The organism is Maledivibacter sp. (assembly GCA_025210375.1).
Classification (GTDB): domain Bacteria; phylum Bacillota; class Clostridia; order Peptostreptococcales; family Caminicellaceae; genus JAOASB01.
Genome location: JAOASB010000041.1, coordinates 1 through 15,636 on the forward strand (window position 1 = coordinate 1; position 15,636 = coordinate 15,636).

Below are 15,636 nucleotides of genomic sequence, written 5' to 3' on the forward strand. Positions count from 1 at the left end.
ACTTGGCACAATTGCATATGCGAATATCATCCTTAATTTAATTACTTAAGATATAAGCATATTTGGTGGTATAGCTTTGAAGATTTTTAAACTACATGTAGTAGATGGTTTTTATAGAAAGTAATTATGCAATTTGCTCATATAATAATATTTTAGTGTTGAGGGAAATGCTATTTATTAAGGAAATTTTATAATTGAGATTTAGAACAATTGAATAATATATATCGCATGGTTTTTATGGAAGGCAATTATAAAGTTTACTTTATTGATAAAAAAGTAATATGCAAATTTAAGGAGAAAGTTCAATAAATAAAGCAGCGTATTATGGAAAGGAAGCGATGTAATGATTTATTTAGATAATGCTGCCACTTCATATCCTAAACCAGAGGAGGTGTATAAAGCAGTAGATAAATGCATGAGAGAGTATGGGGCAAATCCAGGAAGGTCAGGTCATAAATTAGCTTTAAAAGCAGGAAGGGCAATATATGAAACCAGGGAATTGATGTGTAAGCTTTTCAATATTGATAATCCCATGCAAATAATATTAACATCCAATGCCACGGATTCTTTAAATCTTGCAATAAAGGGTTTACTTAAGGAGGGGGATCATGTAATCACATCTGGAATGGAACACAATTCACTGATAAGACCAATAAAGGCCTTAGAGGAAATAGGAGTTGAGAATACCATAATAGAATGTGATAGTGAAGGTTTTATAAAGCTTGATAAATTAAGGGAGGCTATTAAGGGCAACACAAAACTAATAGCTGTGACCCATGCTTCTAATGTTACGGGAACCTTAATGCCCATAGGGGAAATTGGGGAGATAGCAAAGGAGAGTAATATACCTTTATTGGTTGATGCCGCTCAAACCGCAGGAGTATATGATATAGATGTACAAAAAATGAATATTGATCTACTAGCCTTCCCAGGACATAAAGGGCTTATGGGACCTCAGGGAACAGGGGCACTTTATATAGGTGAGGGAATAAAGCTGAGACATATGAAAGAAGGGGGGACAGGAAGCAAATCGGAATCACTGCTACAGCCAGACATAATACCAGATAGGTATGAAAGTGGTACTCCAAATACATCAGGGATTGTAGGCTTAGGGGCAGGTATAAAATATATTTTAGATATAGGTCTAGATAATATAAGAAAGCATGAAGAAGAATTAACGAAATATATGATTGATGGTTTGAGAAAGCTTGACAAGGTAAAGATATATGGACCCCTGGATGCTAAAAAAAAGGCATCTGTAATTTCAATAAATATAGGGGATTTAGATTCATCAGAGGTAAGTTATATACTAGATCAGGCATTTAATATTGCGGTGAGGTCAGGACTACATTGTGCCCCATTGGCACATAAAACCGTAGGAACATTTGAGCAAGGAACTGTGCGATTTAGTATAGGTTACTTTAATACAAAGCAAGATATTGATAGAGCCTTAGAGGCTATCCACAAAATATATGAAGAGATAGAATAAAAAATAACATTACCAAAGACAATGATTAGGTGAGGGCACTATGAAGAAATATTTATTTATAGTAAATCCTGTTGCAGGTAAGGGAAAGACATTGGAGCTGGTTCCTAAAATAAAGGAGAGCTTTGATAAAGATAAGATAGATTATGATATAAAAATAACTGAAGAGAGGGGCCAAGGAGAGACAATAGCAAGGGAAGCGGCCCAGCAAGGGTATACCCATATTATTTCTGTTGGTGGAGACGGAACCGCTTATGAGGTTATTAATGGTATCGGTAGTGGGAATGTCGTACTAGGAATACTACCAGCAGGAACCGGTAACGATTTTGTAAGGATGACAGAATTACCGAAGGACTACGATGAAATCTTAAAGCATTTTAAAGCTTCTAAAACAAAAAGGATAGACATTGGTAAGGCAAATAATAGATATTTTTTAAATTATTCAAGTGTGGGCATTGATTCAGAGATAGTAAAGGAAACAGAAGATATAAAAAAATATATCTCTGGACCTTCAGCCTATATTGTAGGCGTTTTTAAAACCTTAATAAAGTATAAGAATAAAGAAGTAGATATATTAATAGATGGAAAAAAAATAAGAAGAAACATTGAACTCATAGCAGTCGGTAATGGTAAATATTATGGTGGGGGTATGAAGATAAATCCCTCAGCCGATCTTGAAGACGGACTTTTAGATATTTGTATAGTTAATAAAATTAATAAATTTAAATTTGCTTTGCTTTTCTCTACTGTTTTTAAGGGAAATCATACAAAGTTTGAAGAGGTGGAAGTTTTTAAAGGTAAAGAAGTGAAAATATTAGGTGAAGATTCGCTACTATTATATGCCGATGGAGATATGATTGGAAATACCCCTGCTGTTATTGAGGTACAAAAAGAATCCGTTGAGATTATTATTCCGTAAAAATATGAATAATTAAGGCACCCCTTAGAAAAAATAAATCTAGGAGGTGCTTTGTTAGTGAAAAAAACTATAGCATTAAGTAATGTTTCCCAGGACATTAAGGATGTACTCATTGAAAAGGGGTATAAAATAGTTGATATGTCATATAAAGGTTATGTAGATACCATACTATATAATAGCGATACGGGATCATTAAGTTATTTAAATGTATTTGACAATGTTATTGATATGGATAATGGAGCCTTCGTAATAGATGTAAAAAATAAAACTTCCGATGAAATTGAAAAAATAATTGAAAACAGAAGCTATACTTCATTATTTTAATGATAAATGAAGCATGGGAAGGCCTTTAATTTTGATATGTATAAATTAACTGTTTAACTGGAATATCTATATAGATTTCCAAAAGCTAAACTTAATTTATACATCTCAAAATATCCGATGATTCTAGGGATTTTTGATGTGTATAAATTAACTGTTTAACTGGAATATCTATAGATTTCCCAACATGAAAAAGAGCAGCTAACTCAGATTAAACTGCTCTTTTTTTGAATCCTTCTCATTTTGAAATTTGCATAGACCAAAGTATATTGCACTTGAAATAGTTTCAGCCATATTCATTACTAAGCTTAGCCGTGTATTTTGAAGCACAATATATTCCATGAAGCCTCCTAGATTAACTATTCCGGTTATATGGATATCTCCAACAGCAGGTAAATTCTTTTTGACTCCAGCTCCAGGCTTTATAGGGCCTTGAGATACTGTTAAGTAACCTACCCTATCTACCTTACCTAGACAAGCATCGATTGCAACCACAAAAGGGTTTTTATGGGAAGCATAGATTGTTTTAATGCTTTCATCAAGATTTTTAGCATGGACAGGTTCATCAAGGGTTCCATAAACATGAACATCCTTAAATCGTTTTAGCACTTTTTTCATTTTGTATCCACTTAGGGGGCCTAAAGAATCACCGGTAGATCTATCTGTACCTATGCATAGTATGACTATTTCCCCATGATTATTACTATAGGAATCCTTGAGATGGGATAAAAACATATCAGAAAAATATGATGTGGCCAAGGGTGTCTCAATATTTATAGTGTTATTTGAAAGATTTGATGTCAAATTCAAGCTAATGCCCCTTCCTTAAAAATATAGTTATTTACAAAAAGTTTTCCCCCTATGAAGAAAAAAATACATGAAAAAACTATTTATATAATAGATATGACGATTGAAAAAAATATATACATGATTGATGATATAAACAATTTGTAGTAATATAAAAAAAAGAATGTAGGGGGGATAGTAATGCCTACAAAAGAATTGTTGAATAGAAATAAAATATTTTATGAAGCATGGAAGTCATTCATTACAAAGGGAATATTGGAAAAGAAAAATTTAAGAGATTTTATAGCAGAGTCATGGACGAGAAGTAGGGAATATGGTGTAGACCCTTTCGCAGAAAAGGCTGAAATAGATTTAGATGAAGAAGAAATTAATAAGAGATATGAGGAGTTTAAGGCACTGTTTAAAACAGCCAAACCATTTATGGACAGTCTTTATAAAATAGTGGGAGGCTCTGGCTTGCTTGTTAGATTAACAGATAAAGATGGGTATGTTCTTGAATGTATAGGAGATAAGAATTTAATGTCCAAATATGGTATGTTAAATATGGATAAGGGGTGTAATGTAAGAGAAGAGGTAATAGGAACCAATGCAATAGGGACTGCTTTATATACTGGCAAGCCCATTCAGGTAATTGGAGCTGAGCATTTTTGCAAACAATATCATAGCTGGAGTTCTTCGGCTTGTCCAATCAGAAATGATAGGGGTGAGATGTTGGGGATACTAAGTATGACAGGGGATTTTGAGAAGGTTCACCCCCATACCCTAGGAATGGTTGTGGCCTCAGCTGAAGCAATTGAAAATCAGCTGAAGCTAGATCTTACTAATAAACAATTGGAAATTACAAATAAGCATTTTCATGCAATAATGGAATCAATATCAGAAGGATTAATTTGTATAAATAAGGAAGGGACAATAACCGATATAAATTTATTTGCTAGAAAGCTTTTATCACTAAGGGAAAAGGATATAGTGGGGAAAAATATTAACATCATAATATGTGAAGACTATAGCCATAGAATAAAAAGGGCAATAAAGAGGGGAAGGAAGTTTGAGGAAGAAGAAACCTATTTCAAATTAAAAAAGGGTAAAAAGTTATCGTGTATTTCAACAATGACGCCTATAAGTGATCCGGATACCAATAGACTGGAAGGAGTTGTTATAACCTTTAAAGAGGTTAAGGTTATCCATAGTCTAGTAAATAAAATAGTTGGAGCTGAGGCAAGATTTAAGTTTAGTGATATACTTGGTGAAAGTGATAAAATCAAGGAAGTAATCGATTTGGCGAAAAAATGTTCACAGCATAGTACAACTGTTTTACTTCATGGAGAAAGTGGTACTGGAAAAGAATTATTTGCTCAGTCCATACACAATGCCAGCTCTAGAAGAAATAAACCCTTCATATTTCTTAATTGCGGAGCTATACCAAGGGAGCTTGTAGCAAGTGAACTATTTGGATATGTTGAAGGAGCATTTACTGGAGCCAAAAGAGGAGGTCATCCAGGAAAATTTGAATTAGCTGATGGGGGAACAATATTTTTAGATGAGATAGGGGATATGCCCCTAGATGCTCAAACTAATCTTCTTAGGGTTCTTGAAACCAGAGAAGTGGTTAGAGTTGGTGGGCATGAGGTTATTCCAGTGGATGTTAGAGTTATAGCAGCAACTCATAAGGATTTAGAGAAGGAAGTTGAGCTTGGAAACTTTAGACAAGACCTTTATTATAGATTGAATGTAATGCCTATTAAAATACCTCCACTAAGGGAAAGAAAAGAGGATGTAAGGCTTTTTAGTGACTATTTTATAAATAGGTATTCAGGTAAAATGAATAAAAAGGTAAAGGGTATAAATGATAGCTTCTACAGGGGCTTAATGAGTTATAACTGGCCAGGAAATGTGAGGGAACTACAGAATGTAATGCAGCAAATAATAAATATTTTGGATAATGGTGAAATTCTAAGCTATAAATACCTACCCAATTATATGAAAACAAATAATATGACAGAATCATTAGGAATAAGGGATAAATTACTTTCTTTAGAAGCTGTTGAGAGAATTACCATAGAAAAAACCATCAGAGAAGTAGGAGGAAATATTGCTTTAGCATCCAGACATTTAGGTATAAGTAGAAGTTCTTTATACAGAAAAATATATAAATATGAACTTAAACATGTACTAGAATAGGACATGTGTTTCAAAATAGAACATATTAGGACTTGCCATTTTAAAAAAACTGTAGCAAAACGAAACACTTTTATTCTAAAGGAGATTGTTATCTAATAACAATCTCCTATTTTATTGGTAAAGAAATATATAATTCAGTGAAATGAGGGGATACATCAAGGAAAAAAATATTGGCATGAAATTTGCGAATATAAATTAGTGGTTTTGAGGTTGAGTTATTTTGCTTTTAATTTGGAGGTAGCCATGGAAAGAGATAATATATTTTTCAAAGTATTTATTTTATATATGTTTTTTTGGATTGTCCTAGGTGAAAAAGTAGATTTTCAGATCACATTAGCAGGTATATTTGTTATATCAATGGTACTTATATGGAATTTCGGGAAAAGTAGCATATGCTACAAAGGAAAACGTTACCTAAATTATAAAAGAGGAAAGCTTTTTGTTAGTTATTTGTTTCTTCTGATGAAGGAAATAGTTATAGCAAGCCTTCAAGTAGCCAAAATAGTTTTGAGCAGAGAACTAAATATAAGTCCACAAGTTATAAAATTTGAAACTAGATTAACGGGAAATTTATATAAAACTATTTTAGCGAATTCCATAACATTAACGCCTGGAACTTTAACCATAGAAGTAAATGATAATGAATTTACTGTTCACTGTATTTCAAAAAATCAGATAGATGATGTAGTTAATTCAAAGTTTGAGAAATTACTTTTAAAGATAGAGGAGCAGTCATGATGATAGAGAAGCTATTGGTTTTTGCATCAATTTTCTTAAGTATAACAATATTATTATGTACCATTAGGGCTGTAAAGGGACCAGGGCCTGCTGATAGGCTTATTGCCATAAATGTTATAGGAACAAAGACAGTGGTTCTAATATCTATTATTTCCTATATATTAAAGGAAACCTATTTTTTAGATGTAGTTATTGTGTATGCACTTATAAGTTTTATAGCTTCTATAGTGATATCAAGGCATATTCAGGCTGATAGGAGGTAAAACTATGAAAACTATCCTTATATGGATTACTTTAACTGGAGGGCTATTCTTTCTATTAGTTGGAACCATAGGAATATTGAGATTTCCAGACCTATATACCAGAGTCCATAGTGCTGCAAAGTGTGATACATTAGGGGCAATCCTTTGCTTGTTTGCATTAATGCTTTATAGTGGGTTCAATTTTTCAAGCTTAAAGCTATTGTTAACCATAGTGTTTCTATGGATAACGGCACCAACTGCGACTCACTTGATAGCAAAGGCCTATTATGATGGAAATAATCAGAAATAAGGCATATGCAAAAAATAAATAAGTCATTTCACTTGCTATCTGAATTATTTATCTTCGTTATCGTTTCCTTACATATGCCCAATATCCTCGATTACGATGCCTGGAAAATAATCCAGAGTCCCCTATAAACTGACCTATTTCTTTCATATGCCTAAGTAAATGGAGTGAGAAAGTAATGAATATATTCACCATAATCATGCTTATATTTTTAATTGGATGTTCTATAGCAGTATCAGCTATAAAGAACTTATTAGGTGCTGTTATAGTTTTTATGGCATACAGCCTTGTTATGGCCATCCTATGGCAGCAGCTTAATGCACCGGATCTTGCCATAACTGAGGCAGCAGTAGGAGCGGGAATAACCACTCTTTTATTTGTTCTCACCTTAAAGAGAATTAGAGGTGATAAGTAAATGAAGAAAATAGCTGCAATTACTTTAACTGTAATCATAATTTTAATTTTACTTATAGGAGTTAATGAACTACCTGTATTTGGTAAAGAAAATAATCCAGCTAATAATTATGTGGCCCATAGGTATATAGAAAAAGCAGTAGAGGAGACGGGGGCATTAAACATAGTTACTGGAATCATTTTAGACTATAGAGCATTTGATACCTTCGGAGAAGCTACTGTGCTGTTTACAGGTATTATATCCGTTCTTATTGTACTAAAAAATTCAGGCAGAGGTTAATATATTTTTGATATTATAAATGTGTGTTAAACCCATATTTAGTGGTGGAGAAGCCACATATGTTTTCTTCCAGTTCCTCCTATAAACCAGTTTTTCATCTTAATAGTAAAAGGACAAAACAGGTTTATAAAGGGAACTTTCATAAAACATATGTGTCTTCTCTAGCAGACTATGTTATTTCTTAAAATATTCATGCTTAAATATTAAATGAGGAAATTGCATAACTCTGACTTGGCTAAACCTAATATGCGAATATCATCCTTGATTTAATTGCTTAAGATATAAGCATATTTGATGGTATAGCTTCGGAGATTTTAAAACTATATATAGTAGATGATTTTTATAGAAAGTAATTATGCAATTTGCTCAAATGATATATTATGATCCTGTTATGGAATTAAACAAATTGGTGGAGGTTTAGATGAATAACATTGTTTTAATAGAAATAGGCAAGATTATTATACCCTTTATACAGATATTTGGTATTTATATAATCCTTTTCGGACATTTATCACCTGGAGGTGGGTTTGCAGGTGGAACTATTATTGGAACAAGTTTAATACTATATAGGATAATATTTGGTGAAGAACAGGCCAGAGAAAAATTAAGCTATAAAGGGCTTATGGAATTGATATGCGGGTCACTTATATTTTATGGAGTTTTAAAGGGGTATAGCTTTATAACAGGAGGGGCCCATATACATGCCCCTCAAATACCCCCAGGCAAACCAGGAGATATTTTATCAGGGGGATATCTTCTTCCATTGAATATTGCAGTTGGTATAGTTGTATCGGTTACAATATATTTTTTATTTTGTTTGTTTAATGAAGGAGAAATATAGCTATGGAAGGATTACTAACTAATTATGTTGAAACGGCTTCAATAATATTGTTTGGAGTAGGATTTGTTACTTTGCTCCTGCATAGTAATCTTATTAAAAAGATTATTGGGATGAACATAATGGATACAGCTATATTTCTATTCTTTATTTCAAAGGGATATATATTTGGAAAGGAAGCACCCATAATAAGGGGAGTTCATAGGGGGATTCATGGATATGTAAATCCAGTGCCCACTGCATTGATGCTTACTGGAATAGTAGTGGCAGTAAGTATAACGGCCTTTGCATTGGCATTAACGATAAGGCTATATGAGAAGTATGGAACCATAGAACTAGATGAAATCATGAAAATAAGGGGTGAATAGAATGAATATAGCTAGAAGCTTTCCTCTTGGAATCATATTACTTTTATTTATGGGTGCATTTATTATGCCTATGCTTAAGAAAAAGACCTATGCTAAAGTTTTTAGCCTAATGACATTGGGGATATCATCGTTACTATCGGTTATTACATTAACATATGTGAGCAGATATGGTTCGTTTTTTTATAGGGTTGGTCATTGGGATTCACCATGGGGAATAGAACTAAATATAGGTATTTTAGAAGCTATGATTTCATTATTATTTACCATAATAGCATTTTTAATATCATGGTATTCAATCTATACCGTTGAGGGAGAAATAAAGGATAACAAGATATCTTTCTATTATACCCTTATAAATGTACTGGTTGGAGCCTTGCTCGGTATAGTATATACAAATGATTTATTCAATGCCTTTGTTTTTATAGAAATAAGCACTATAGCTGCTTGCGGAATAATAGTTGTTAAGGATAAAAAAGAAAATATAAAGGCTACTCTTAAATACTTGATATTAAGCAGTGTAGGCTCGGGTTTAGTACTAATGGGAATAGCTTTTATTTATTCAATAACGGGGAACTTAAACATGACATTTATCCATAAGGAGCTTATTGTAAGCTTTATGTCATATAGGAATAGCATATTGATTGCACTAGGATTATTTACAATAGGATTAGGGGTGAAAAGTGCCATGTACCCACTTCATGTATGGCTGCCTGATGCCCATTCAAATGCCCCCTCAAGCTCAAGTGCAATTCTTTCAGCTTTGGTACTTAAGGCCTATGTGATTTTATATATGAAGATATTATATAGAATGTTTGGATACGAGATAATGGGGGGGTTCAAGGGATTACTGCTCATGGTTTTAATACTTGGCAGCCTAGGTATGATAATGGGATCAATATCGGCAATACTTCAAAAAGACATTAAGAGGGTAATTGCTTATTCAAGCGTGGCTCAAATGGGATATATATTTTTTGGAATAGGACTTGGTAATTCCCTGGGACTAATAGCTGCTATTTTTCATATGTTGAACCATGCTGTTATCAAATCAGCATTATTCTTGGCCGTAGGTTCAATGATAGAAAAATCGGGGGAAAAAAAGCTTGCAGGCTTAAGGGGTATAGGTAAGGAAATGCCAATAACCCTAGGTATATTTACAATAGGAGCCCTTTCCATGGTAGGTATACCTATACTTCCGGGATTTATTAGTAAATTTAATTTTGCAATAGCCAGTATCCAAGGAGGAAAAAGTATTTTTATAATTGTTATATTAATAAGCAGTTTGTTAAATGCACTATATTATTTTCCGATAGTCATTAATGGATATTTTGGTGAGGAAAATCTAGAAGGTAAAGAATTTAAATCAAAGGAAAAGACATTAAAGGAATTGATGCCAATACTTATCCTAATTATAGGGGCCCTATATTTAGGAGTCACATCAAATAAAATAATAGACCTAATCAGTAAGGGGCTAGAAATGTTTTAATAAACTAAGAAATCATTAACATTAACCTCAATCTTAATCTTAATTACGGAGGTAAAGAGCTTTGAAGAATTTTTTGATACTTGTTCCTATATTGTTTCCACAAATAGCTGCACTGACAATGACAGCCATAAAATTTAAAAATAGTAAAGGAAGAAATATATATATCGGAGCTGTTATAACACTAAATCTTTTATTTATCATAACTTTATTGTCTATTAATCAATCCATGGGCTTTCATCTTATTAAGATAAACAATCTATTGGATATATATTTTAAAATAGATAAGCTTGGGATATTGTTTGTTTTATTGGCATCTACACTATGGATATTTACGGCTTTTTATTCCTTCGCCTATATGCCCCACGAAGGAAATGAAGAAAGATTCTTTTTATACTTTATGTTAACATTAGGGGTTACTGTGGGAATAGGGTTTTCAGGAAACCTATTTACTTTATATATTTTCTATGAATATTTAACTCTAGCAACCTTTCCCCTTGTAATACATAGTGGGAGTAAGGAGGCACTTAGAGTTGGAAGAAAATATTTAACTTACTCCTTTGGGGGAGCCACATTAGCTCTTTTGGGGATTATTTTAATATTTACTTTAACTAATAGCGTAACCTTTGTAGAGTTTGGTATATTACAAGGCTTAGATTTAACCAATAAGGAGTTATTATTAGCAATATATATGATAATGTTCATTGGTTTTGGAGTGAAAGCCGCATTAGTACCCCTACATTCGTGGCTTCCAGCAGCAATGGTTGCACCTACTCCCGTAAGCTCACTATTACATGCTGTAGCAGTTGTAAAGTCCGGTATATTTGCTTTGATCAGAGTAAGTTACTTTATATTTGGATCAGAAGTTCTTTATGGGATTGGTGGAAACCATTACATCATCATATTGGTTATACTCACCATCTTGATGGGTTCATTGCTTGCTTTACATCAAGATAATCTAAAGAAAAGGCTTGCTTATTCCACTGTAAGTCAGCTGGGGTATATATTGCTTGGTATTGTTTTACTTAATAGAAAGGCATTAACAGGGGGACTTTTACATCTTGTTAATCATGCTGTAATAAAAATAACACTATTTTTCTGTGTTGGAGCAATATATTTTATGACAGGTAAAAAGTATATACACGAGATAAAAGGAATAGGTAAGGAAATGCCAATAACAATGGGATGCTTTGCTGTATCGGCAATATCATTGATCGGAATACCCCCAACCAATGGTTTTGTAAGTAAATGGTATCTAGCCCTAGGAGGCCTTGATGAAAATAAGATTTTATTTGTGGTCATTCTATTATTGAGTGCAATGCTTACTGCAGGATATTTATTACCAATAGTTATCACAGCATTTTTCCCAGGTGAAGAAAGAAATATAGTGAAGAAGGAACCACCTTTGTCTATGCTTATACCTATTATAATATTAACAGGAATAGTTATAATTTTAGGTCTATTTCCAAATGTTGTATTGCATTTGATAGAAGAAATTGTTAGAGCAGTAGTATAATCGAGAGCAAAATTTTAAGGGGAGATATAGGATGATATATAGAAATGCTATTCTAGTCATTTTGATTTTACCTATGCTTGGGGCCCTTATAGGATGGCTAATAGGTAGAAAAAGGGAAGGATATAGGGATACATTTAATATCCTGTTGACTGGAATAGAGTGTTTAATAATAAGTTTACTTTTCAAGAAAATAATTTCAGGCCCAGTGGAGGTCTTTATCCCAGACATCATGGGGATAGGATTATCCCTAAAGCTCGATGTTTTTAGATATATATTTATATGGGTGACTTCCTTGATATGGTTTTTGACCACAATATATTCAACTCAATACCTCATAAAGTATAAAAATAGAAATAGGTATTATGCATTCTTTATGCTTACCCTTGGAAGTACCATAGGAATATTTTTATCAGAGAATCTTATAAATCTATTTACCTTTTTTGAAATAATGTCATTTACTTCATATGCATTGGTAATACACGATGAAGATGAATATGCCCATGAGGCGGGAAGATCATATATTTCCATGGCAATAATCGGAGGACTGATCCTTCTTATGGGATTATTCCTTTTATATGACTGTCTTGGAACTGTGGATATAAGCTTATTATCAAATTCAATGAAGAATTTAGGTAATATTAAGTATTTAATATCTGCTTTACTGATAATAGGTTTTGGAGTAAAAGCCAGTATAGTACCACTGCATGTATGGCTTCCAAAGGCCCATCCTGCGGCTCCTACACCAGCAAGTGCGATTTTATCTGGAATACTTGTTAAAACAGGGATTTTTGGAATAATAATAGTAGTAAATATAATAATGGCTGGGGATATAATTCTTCCAGCTGTGATATTCATAATAGGTCTGATAAATATGTCACTGGGAGGGTTTTTGGCTGTATTTCAGAGGAATATTAAAAGGATACTTGCCTATAGTAGTATGAGTCAGATTGGTTATATACTGGTGGGAATTGGACTTATAGGGCTTTTAGGTGATCATAATTCCATAGCAATATATGGTACCTTGTACCATATATTTAACCATGCCCTATTTAAGGTATTACTATTCCTTTGTACAGGGATAATATATATGATACTTCATGAGCTTAGTATAAATGCCATAAGGGGCTTTGGAAAACATAAGAATGTACTCAAAGCACTATTTTTAGTAGGACTATTCGCCATAATTGGAATGCCAGGCTTTAATGGATTTATTAGCAAAACTCTTTTACATGAAGCCTTGGCAGAGGCCCATCACATGTACCATAATAGATGGTTTAGTATAGCTGAAGTAATATTTACTGTAAGCAGCAGCTTTACTGTAGCATATTTATTAAAAATATTTGTTACTGTATTTATGGAGGAAAACGAAAAATACAAAGGTCAATATAGGGACCATCTGAAAAAAAGAGCAATAGTTCCAATGATATTATTGAGTACAATTATTATTTATATAGGTATTAAACCTAGGGTGTTTTTAAATGTACTTGAAGGGACTATGGAAATATTTGATTCCCATGGACATATTGAGCCACATTTTTATAGTGCTGATAATGTTAAGAGTTCCATGATTACAATAGGCTATGGTATCATAATATATTTTGGGTTTATAAGGAACTATTTGAGAAAGGTAAAGCATGGAGAGCCAGTATATGTTAACCCCTCTTTAAGTTGGTTTAATCTAGAAAAGCATTTTTATATACCCGTAGGAGTATTCTTATATAAATCAAGCTCCATAATATTTAAAGTAATCGATAGGGGGGTAATTAACCTGGTAATATATATATCTGACACACTTAAAGCTTTAAGCGGAATTAAAGTAGTAGCTCCCCATAAAGCCTTTAAGAACTTTAAGATAAAAAAGCCAGAAATCCTAAAAGGAGAAGGTTATAAGAATGAATTTGCAACCTTTTCCGATATTTTATCGATTTTAAGATTTAATCTTAATAGCTTGATGTACTCAGTATTCATATTAGCTATGATGATTATAATTGTTTTGGGAGTTTTAGTTTTTTAGAATATAAATCATTTATAGCCATGGGACTATTTATCTATAGAGTTCCTAATAAAACAAGCTCACCTCAGTATAATATAGGTGGGCTCCTTTTATGAATACCGACTAGGATTATATAGATTATAGAGTATAAATATACATAAAATTAATATTAACAACTTATAAGCATTAGACTGATAATTATATGTGCGGTAGCCCCTATGAGAAGTCATATCACAATTATTAAGATTAGGGTTATTATCTGTATAGAACCTATCATTTGGGTTAGATCGATATCTAGAACCACGATTACCATTGGATCTATTGAATAAACCAAGTAAACTGATAAAATCAAGTTTATTATTAATTGGAGTTTCATTTTCATTATATTGATTGGATGGATTTTCATGGTCATACTTTTCTCTTAAACCATACTTATTACTATTATTATGGCCATTAAATAGGCTAAATAAATTATTGAAATTATGCCTATCATTTATATTAATCCTATCATATGGTCTGGATTCATTTTCTAAGTTAGGAATATCTATTAAATCAAAATCGTCATCGGGCTTGCTATAAAAATTAAGTAAGTAATCTAGGTCAAGCTTATCATTATAATTGAATGGATTATTTAAAGTATCTGGATTGGGTTTGTCTTCAGTAGCAGCCCTATTATTTATATTGGACTCAATTCCATAATCAGGTTCAGCTATTGAATCAACTGTTCCATCGTTTGGTTCATTGTATGAATCAAGCAGATGATCTAAACCCGGCTTATCCTTAGTATTAGAATTAATCCCATTCCATGGATTATCCATATTTGCTTTACTTACTGCACAGGGTTCATCAGATGGATTAGATTCATTTTTTAGATTAGGTATATTTATCAAATCAAGTTTGTCATTACTATTAGAAGCATCTATGGTAGGTTCGTTTTTTACATTCCCATTATTAGCTAAGCCAAGCTTGGGATTATTTGAACTAGTATCCTTTTTACTACTACAATAGGGCTTAATATTTACTTGTTGATTCTGTAATAGTTGAATTTCAAGGATAATAGACATATTATTATCTATTTCAATTATTTCCTTTATATCCGATGGGTTTTCCTTATATATGTATTTATACTGTTCACTAATTTTGCTACTAACCAATTCACAGAAGGGTTTTTTATTTAAAAATTTAATAGAATTCTGGTAATAATCTGATACATCCACAGATAGTAACTTGCTTTGCTCACAATATTTAGCCTCAGTGCTAGTAGAATCAAGTATAGATGGAGCCTTAGAGCCATTAAGTATACCAGTCTTAGTGCATTCAAAGGGTATATCTAGATTATAATATCTAGAATCATTATAGGGTTTTAAAGCATAATATATCTTTTTACGTATAAAACCATTTATAAAAAGTACATTGGGGCCTTGTAAAAACTTACAGGATGATATTAAAATTTTATTTTCAATATTATTGATATCATATGCTTCCTCAGGGAGTTTAATCAAATGACTGATATACAACTCAACCATAAGTACTGCCAGCAATACAGGGATATCCGATGATATTTCCGATGTAATAGGGCTTAGTGGAATGGATTTATTTTCACAGTTTTTTAGAACTGTACTTGTGATTTTGGGGGGATTAGCTTTATCACATTTGTGCAGGTCATTTTCTCGAGAAAAATCTGACCTAAAACTAAAGGGCCCAATGCCCTTGAGATCTTTATTAATAGTCAATTCCAATCACCAC

At 32.5% G+C, this 15,636-nt stretch carries 16 protein-coding genes; 14 read left to right on the forward strand and 2 right to left on the reverse strand.

Translation table 11 applies throughout. The features are described 5' to 3' along the window. Positions 1-343 precede the first annotated feature (343 nt). Genes N4A68_14645 through N4A68_14655 form a run of 3 tightly spaced genes read left to right on the forward strand, consistent with a single transcriptional unit; the run spans position 344 to position 2,729 of the window. Positions 344-1,489: an aminotransferase class V-fold PLP-dependent enzyme gene (locus tag N4A68_14645; protein ID MCT4565534.1), complete on the forward strand. Its 1,146-nt coding sequence runs from the start codon at positions 344-346 to the stop codon at positions 1,487-1,489. A gap of 40 nt (positions 1,490-1,529) precedes the next feature. Continuing rightward, complete coding sequence (locus N4A68_14650) at positions 1,530-2,405, forward strand: diacylglycerol kinase family lipid kinase (GenBank protein MCT4565535.1); 876 nt, start codon at positions 1,530-1,532, stop codon at positions 2,403-2,405. A 57-nt stretch (positions 2,406-2,462) separates the two neighbouring features. Then, positions 2,463-2,729: a YkuS family protein gene (locus N4A68_14655; protein ID MCT4565536.1), complete on the forward strand. Its 267-nt coding sequence runs from the start codon at positions 2,463-2,465 to the stop codon at positions 2,727-2,729. Between the two features lie 198 nt (positions 2,730-2,927). Here the strand turns inward: N4A68_14655 and yyaC are convergent, their stop codons facing one another. Beyond that, a complete protein-coding gene (gene yyaC, locus N4A68_14660) occupies positions 2,928-3,503 on the reverse strand; it encodes a spore protease YyaC (GenBank protein MCT4565537.1) in 576 nt (191 codons plus the stop codon). 210 nt (positions 3,504-3,713) lie between these two features. Here yyaC and N4A68_14665 point away from each other — a divergent pair, with 210 nt between their 5' ends. The 11 genes from N4A68_14665 to N4A68_14715 all read left to right on the forward strand — a co-directional run bounded on the left by N4A68_14665 (position 3,714) and on the right by N4A68_14715 (position 13,911). Beyond that, the gene (locus N4A68_14665; GenBank protein MCT4565538.1) at positions 3,714-5,714 is read left to right on the forward strand and encodes a sigma 54-interacting transcriptional regulator; all 2,001 of its coding nucleotides are present in this window, start codon (positions 3,714-3,716) and stop codon (positions 5,712-5,714) included. A 243-nt stretch (positions 5,715-5,957) separates the two neighbouring features. Further along, positions 5,958-6,452, forward strand: a complete 495-nt coding sequence (locus N4A68_14670) for a Na+/H+ antiporter subunit E (protein ID MCT4565539.1) — start codon at positions 5,958-5,960, stop codon at positions 6,450-6,452. Continuing rightward, positions 6,452-6,715, forward strand: coding sequence for a monovalent cation/H+ antiporter complex subunit F (locus N4A68_14675; GenBank protein ID MCT4565540.1), 264 nt, complete (start codon positions 6,452-6,454; stop codon positions 6,713-6,715). The genes N4A68_14670 and N4A68_14675 overlap by 1 nt, the downstream gene beginning before the upstream one ends. A 4-nt stretch (positions 6,716-6,719) precedes the next feature. After that, a complete protein-coding gene (gene mnhG, locus N4A68_14680; protein MCT4565541.1) occupies positions 6,720-7,004 on the forward strand; it encodes a monovalent cation/H(+) antiporter subunit G in 285 nt (94 codons plus the stop codon). A 175-nt stretch (positions 7,005-7,179) separates the two neighbouring features. Then, positions 7,180-7,416 carry a DUF4040 domain-containing protein gene (locus N4A68_14685; GenBank protein ID MCT4565542.1) on the forward strand — a complete coding sequence of 79 codons (237 nt, stop codon included), beginning with the start codon at positions 7,180-7,182 and terminating at the stop codon, positions 7,414-7,416. After that, entirely contained in the window at positions 7,417-7,695 is a 279-nt protein-coding gene (locus N4A68_14690; protein ID MCT4565543.1) for a hypothetical protein, read from the forward strand. 421 nt (positions 7,696-8,116) lie between these two features. Then, the gene (locus N4A68_14695; GenBank protein ID MCT4565544.1) at positions 8,117-8,536 is read left to right on the forward strand and encodes an MnhB domain-containing protein; all 420 of its coding nucleotides are present in this window, start codon (positions 8,117-8,119) and stop codon (positions 8,534-8,536) included. 2 nt (positions 8,537-8,538) lie between these two features. Next, positions 8,539-8,901: a cation:proton antiporter subunit C gene (locus N4A68_14700; protein ID MCT4565545.1), complete on the forward strand. Its 363-nt coding sequence runs from the start codon at positions 8,539-8,541 to the stop codon at positions 8,899-8,901. A gap of 1 nt (position 8,902) precedes the next feature. Continuing rightward, positions 8,903-10,384 (forward strand): proton-conducting transporter membrane subunit, encoded by a 1,482-nt coding sequence (locus N4A68_14705; GenBank protein MCT4565546.1) that lies wholly within the window; start codon positions 8,903-8,905, stop codon positions 10,382-10,384. Positions 10,385-10,445: 61 nt separating this feature from the next. Beyond that, positions 10,446-11,897 carry a proton-conducting transporter membrane subunit gene (locus tag N4A68_14710; protein ID MCT4565547.1) on the forward strand — a complete coding sequence of 484 codons (1,452 nt, stop codon included), beginning with the start codon at positions 10,446-10,448 and terminating at the stop codon, positions 11,895-11,897. A 31-nt stretch (positions 11,898-11,928) separates the two neighbouring features. Next, the gene (locus N4A68_14715; GenBank protein ID MCT4565548.1) at positions 11,929-13,911 is read left to right on the forward strand and encodes a proton-conducting transporter membrane subunit; all 1,983 of its coding nucleotides are present in this window, start codon (positions 11,929-11,931) and stop codon (positions 13,909-13,911) included. An 89-nt stretch (positions 13,912-14,000) separates the two neighbouring features. Here N4A68_14715 and N4A68_14720 read toward each other — a convergent pair whose 3' ends face one another. After that, positions 14,001-15,623, reverse strand: coding sequence for a hypothetical protein (locus N4A68_14720; protein ID MCT4565549.1), 1,623 nt, complete (start codon positions 15,621-15,623; stop codon positions 14,001-14,003). Positions 15,624-15,636: the final 13 nt, after the last annotated feature.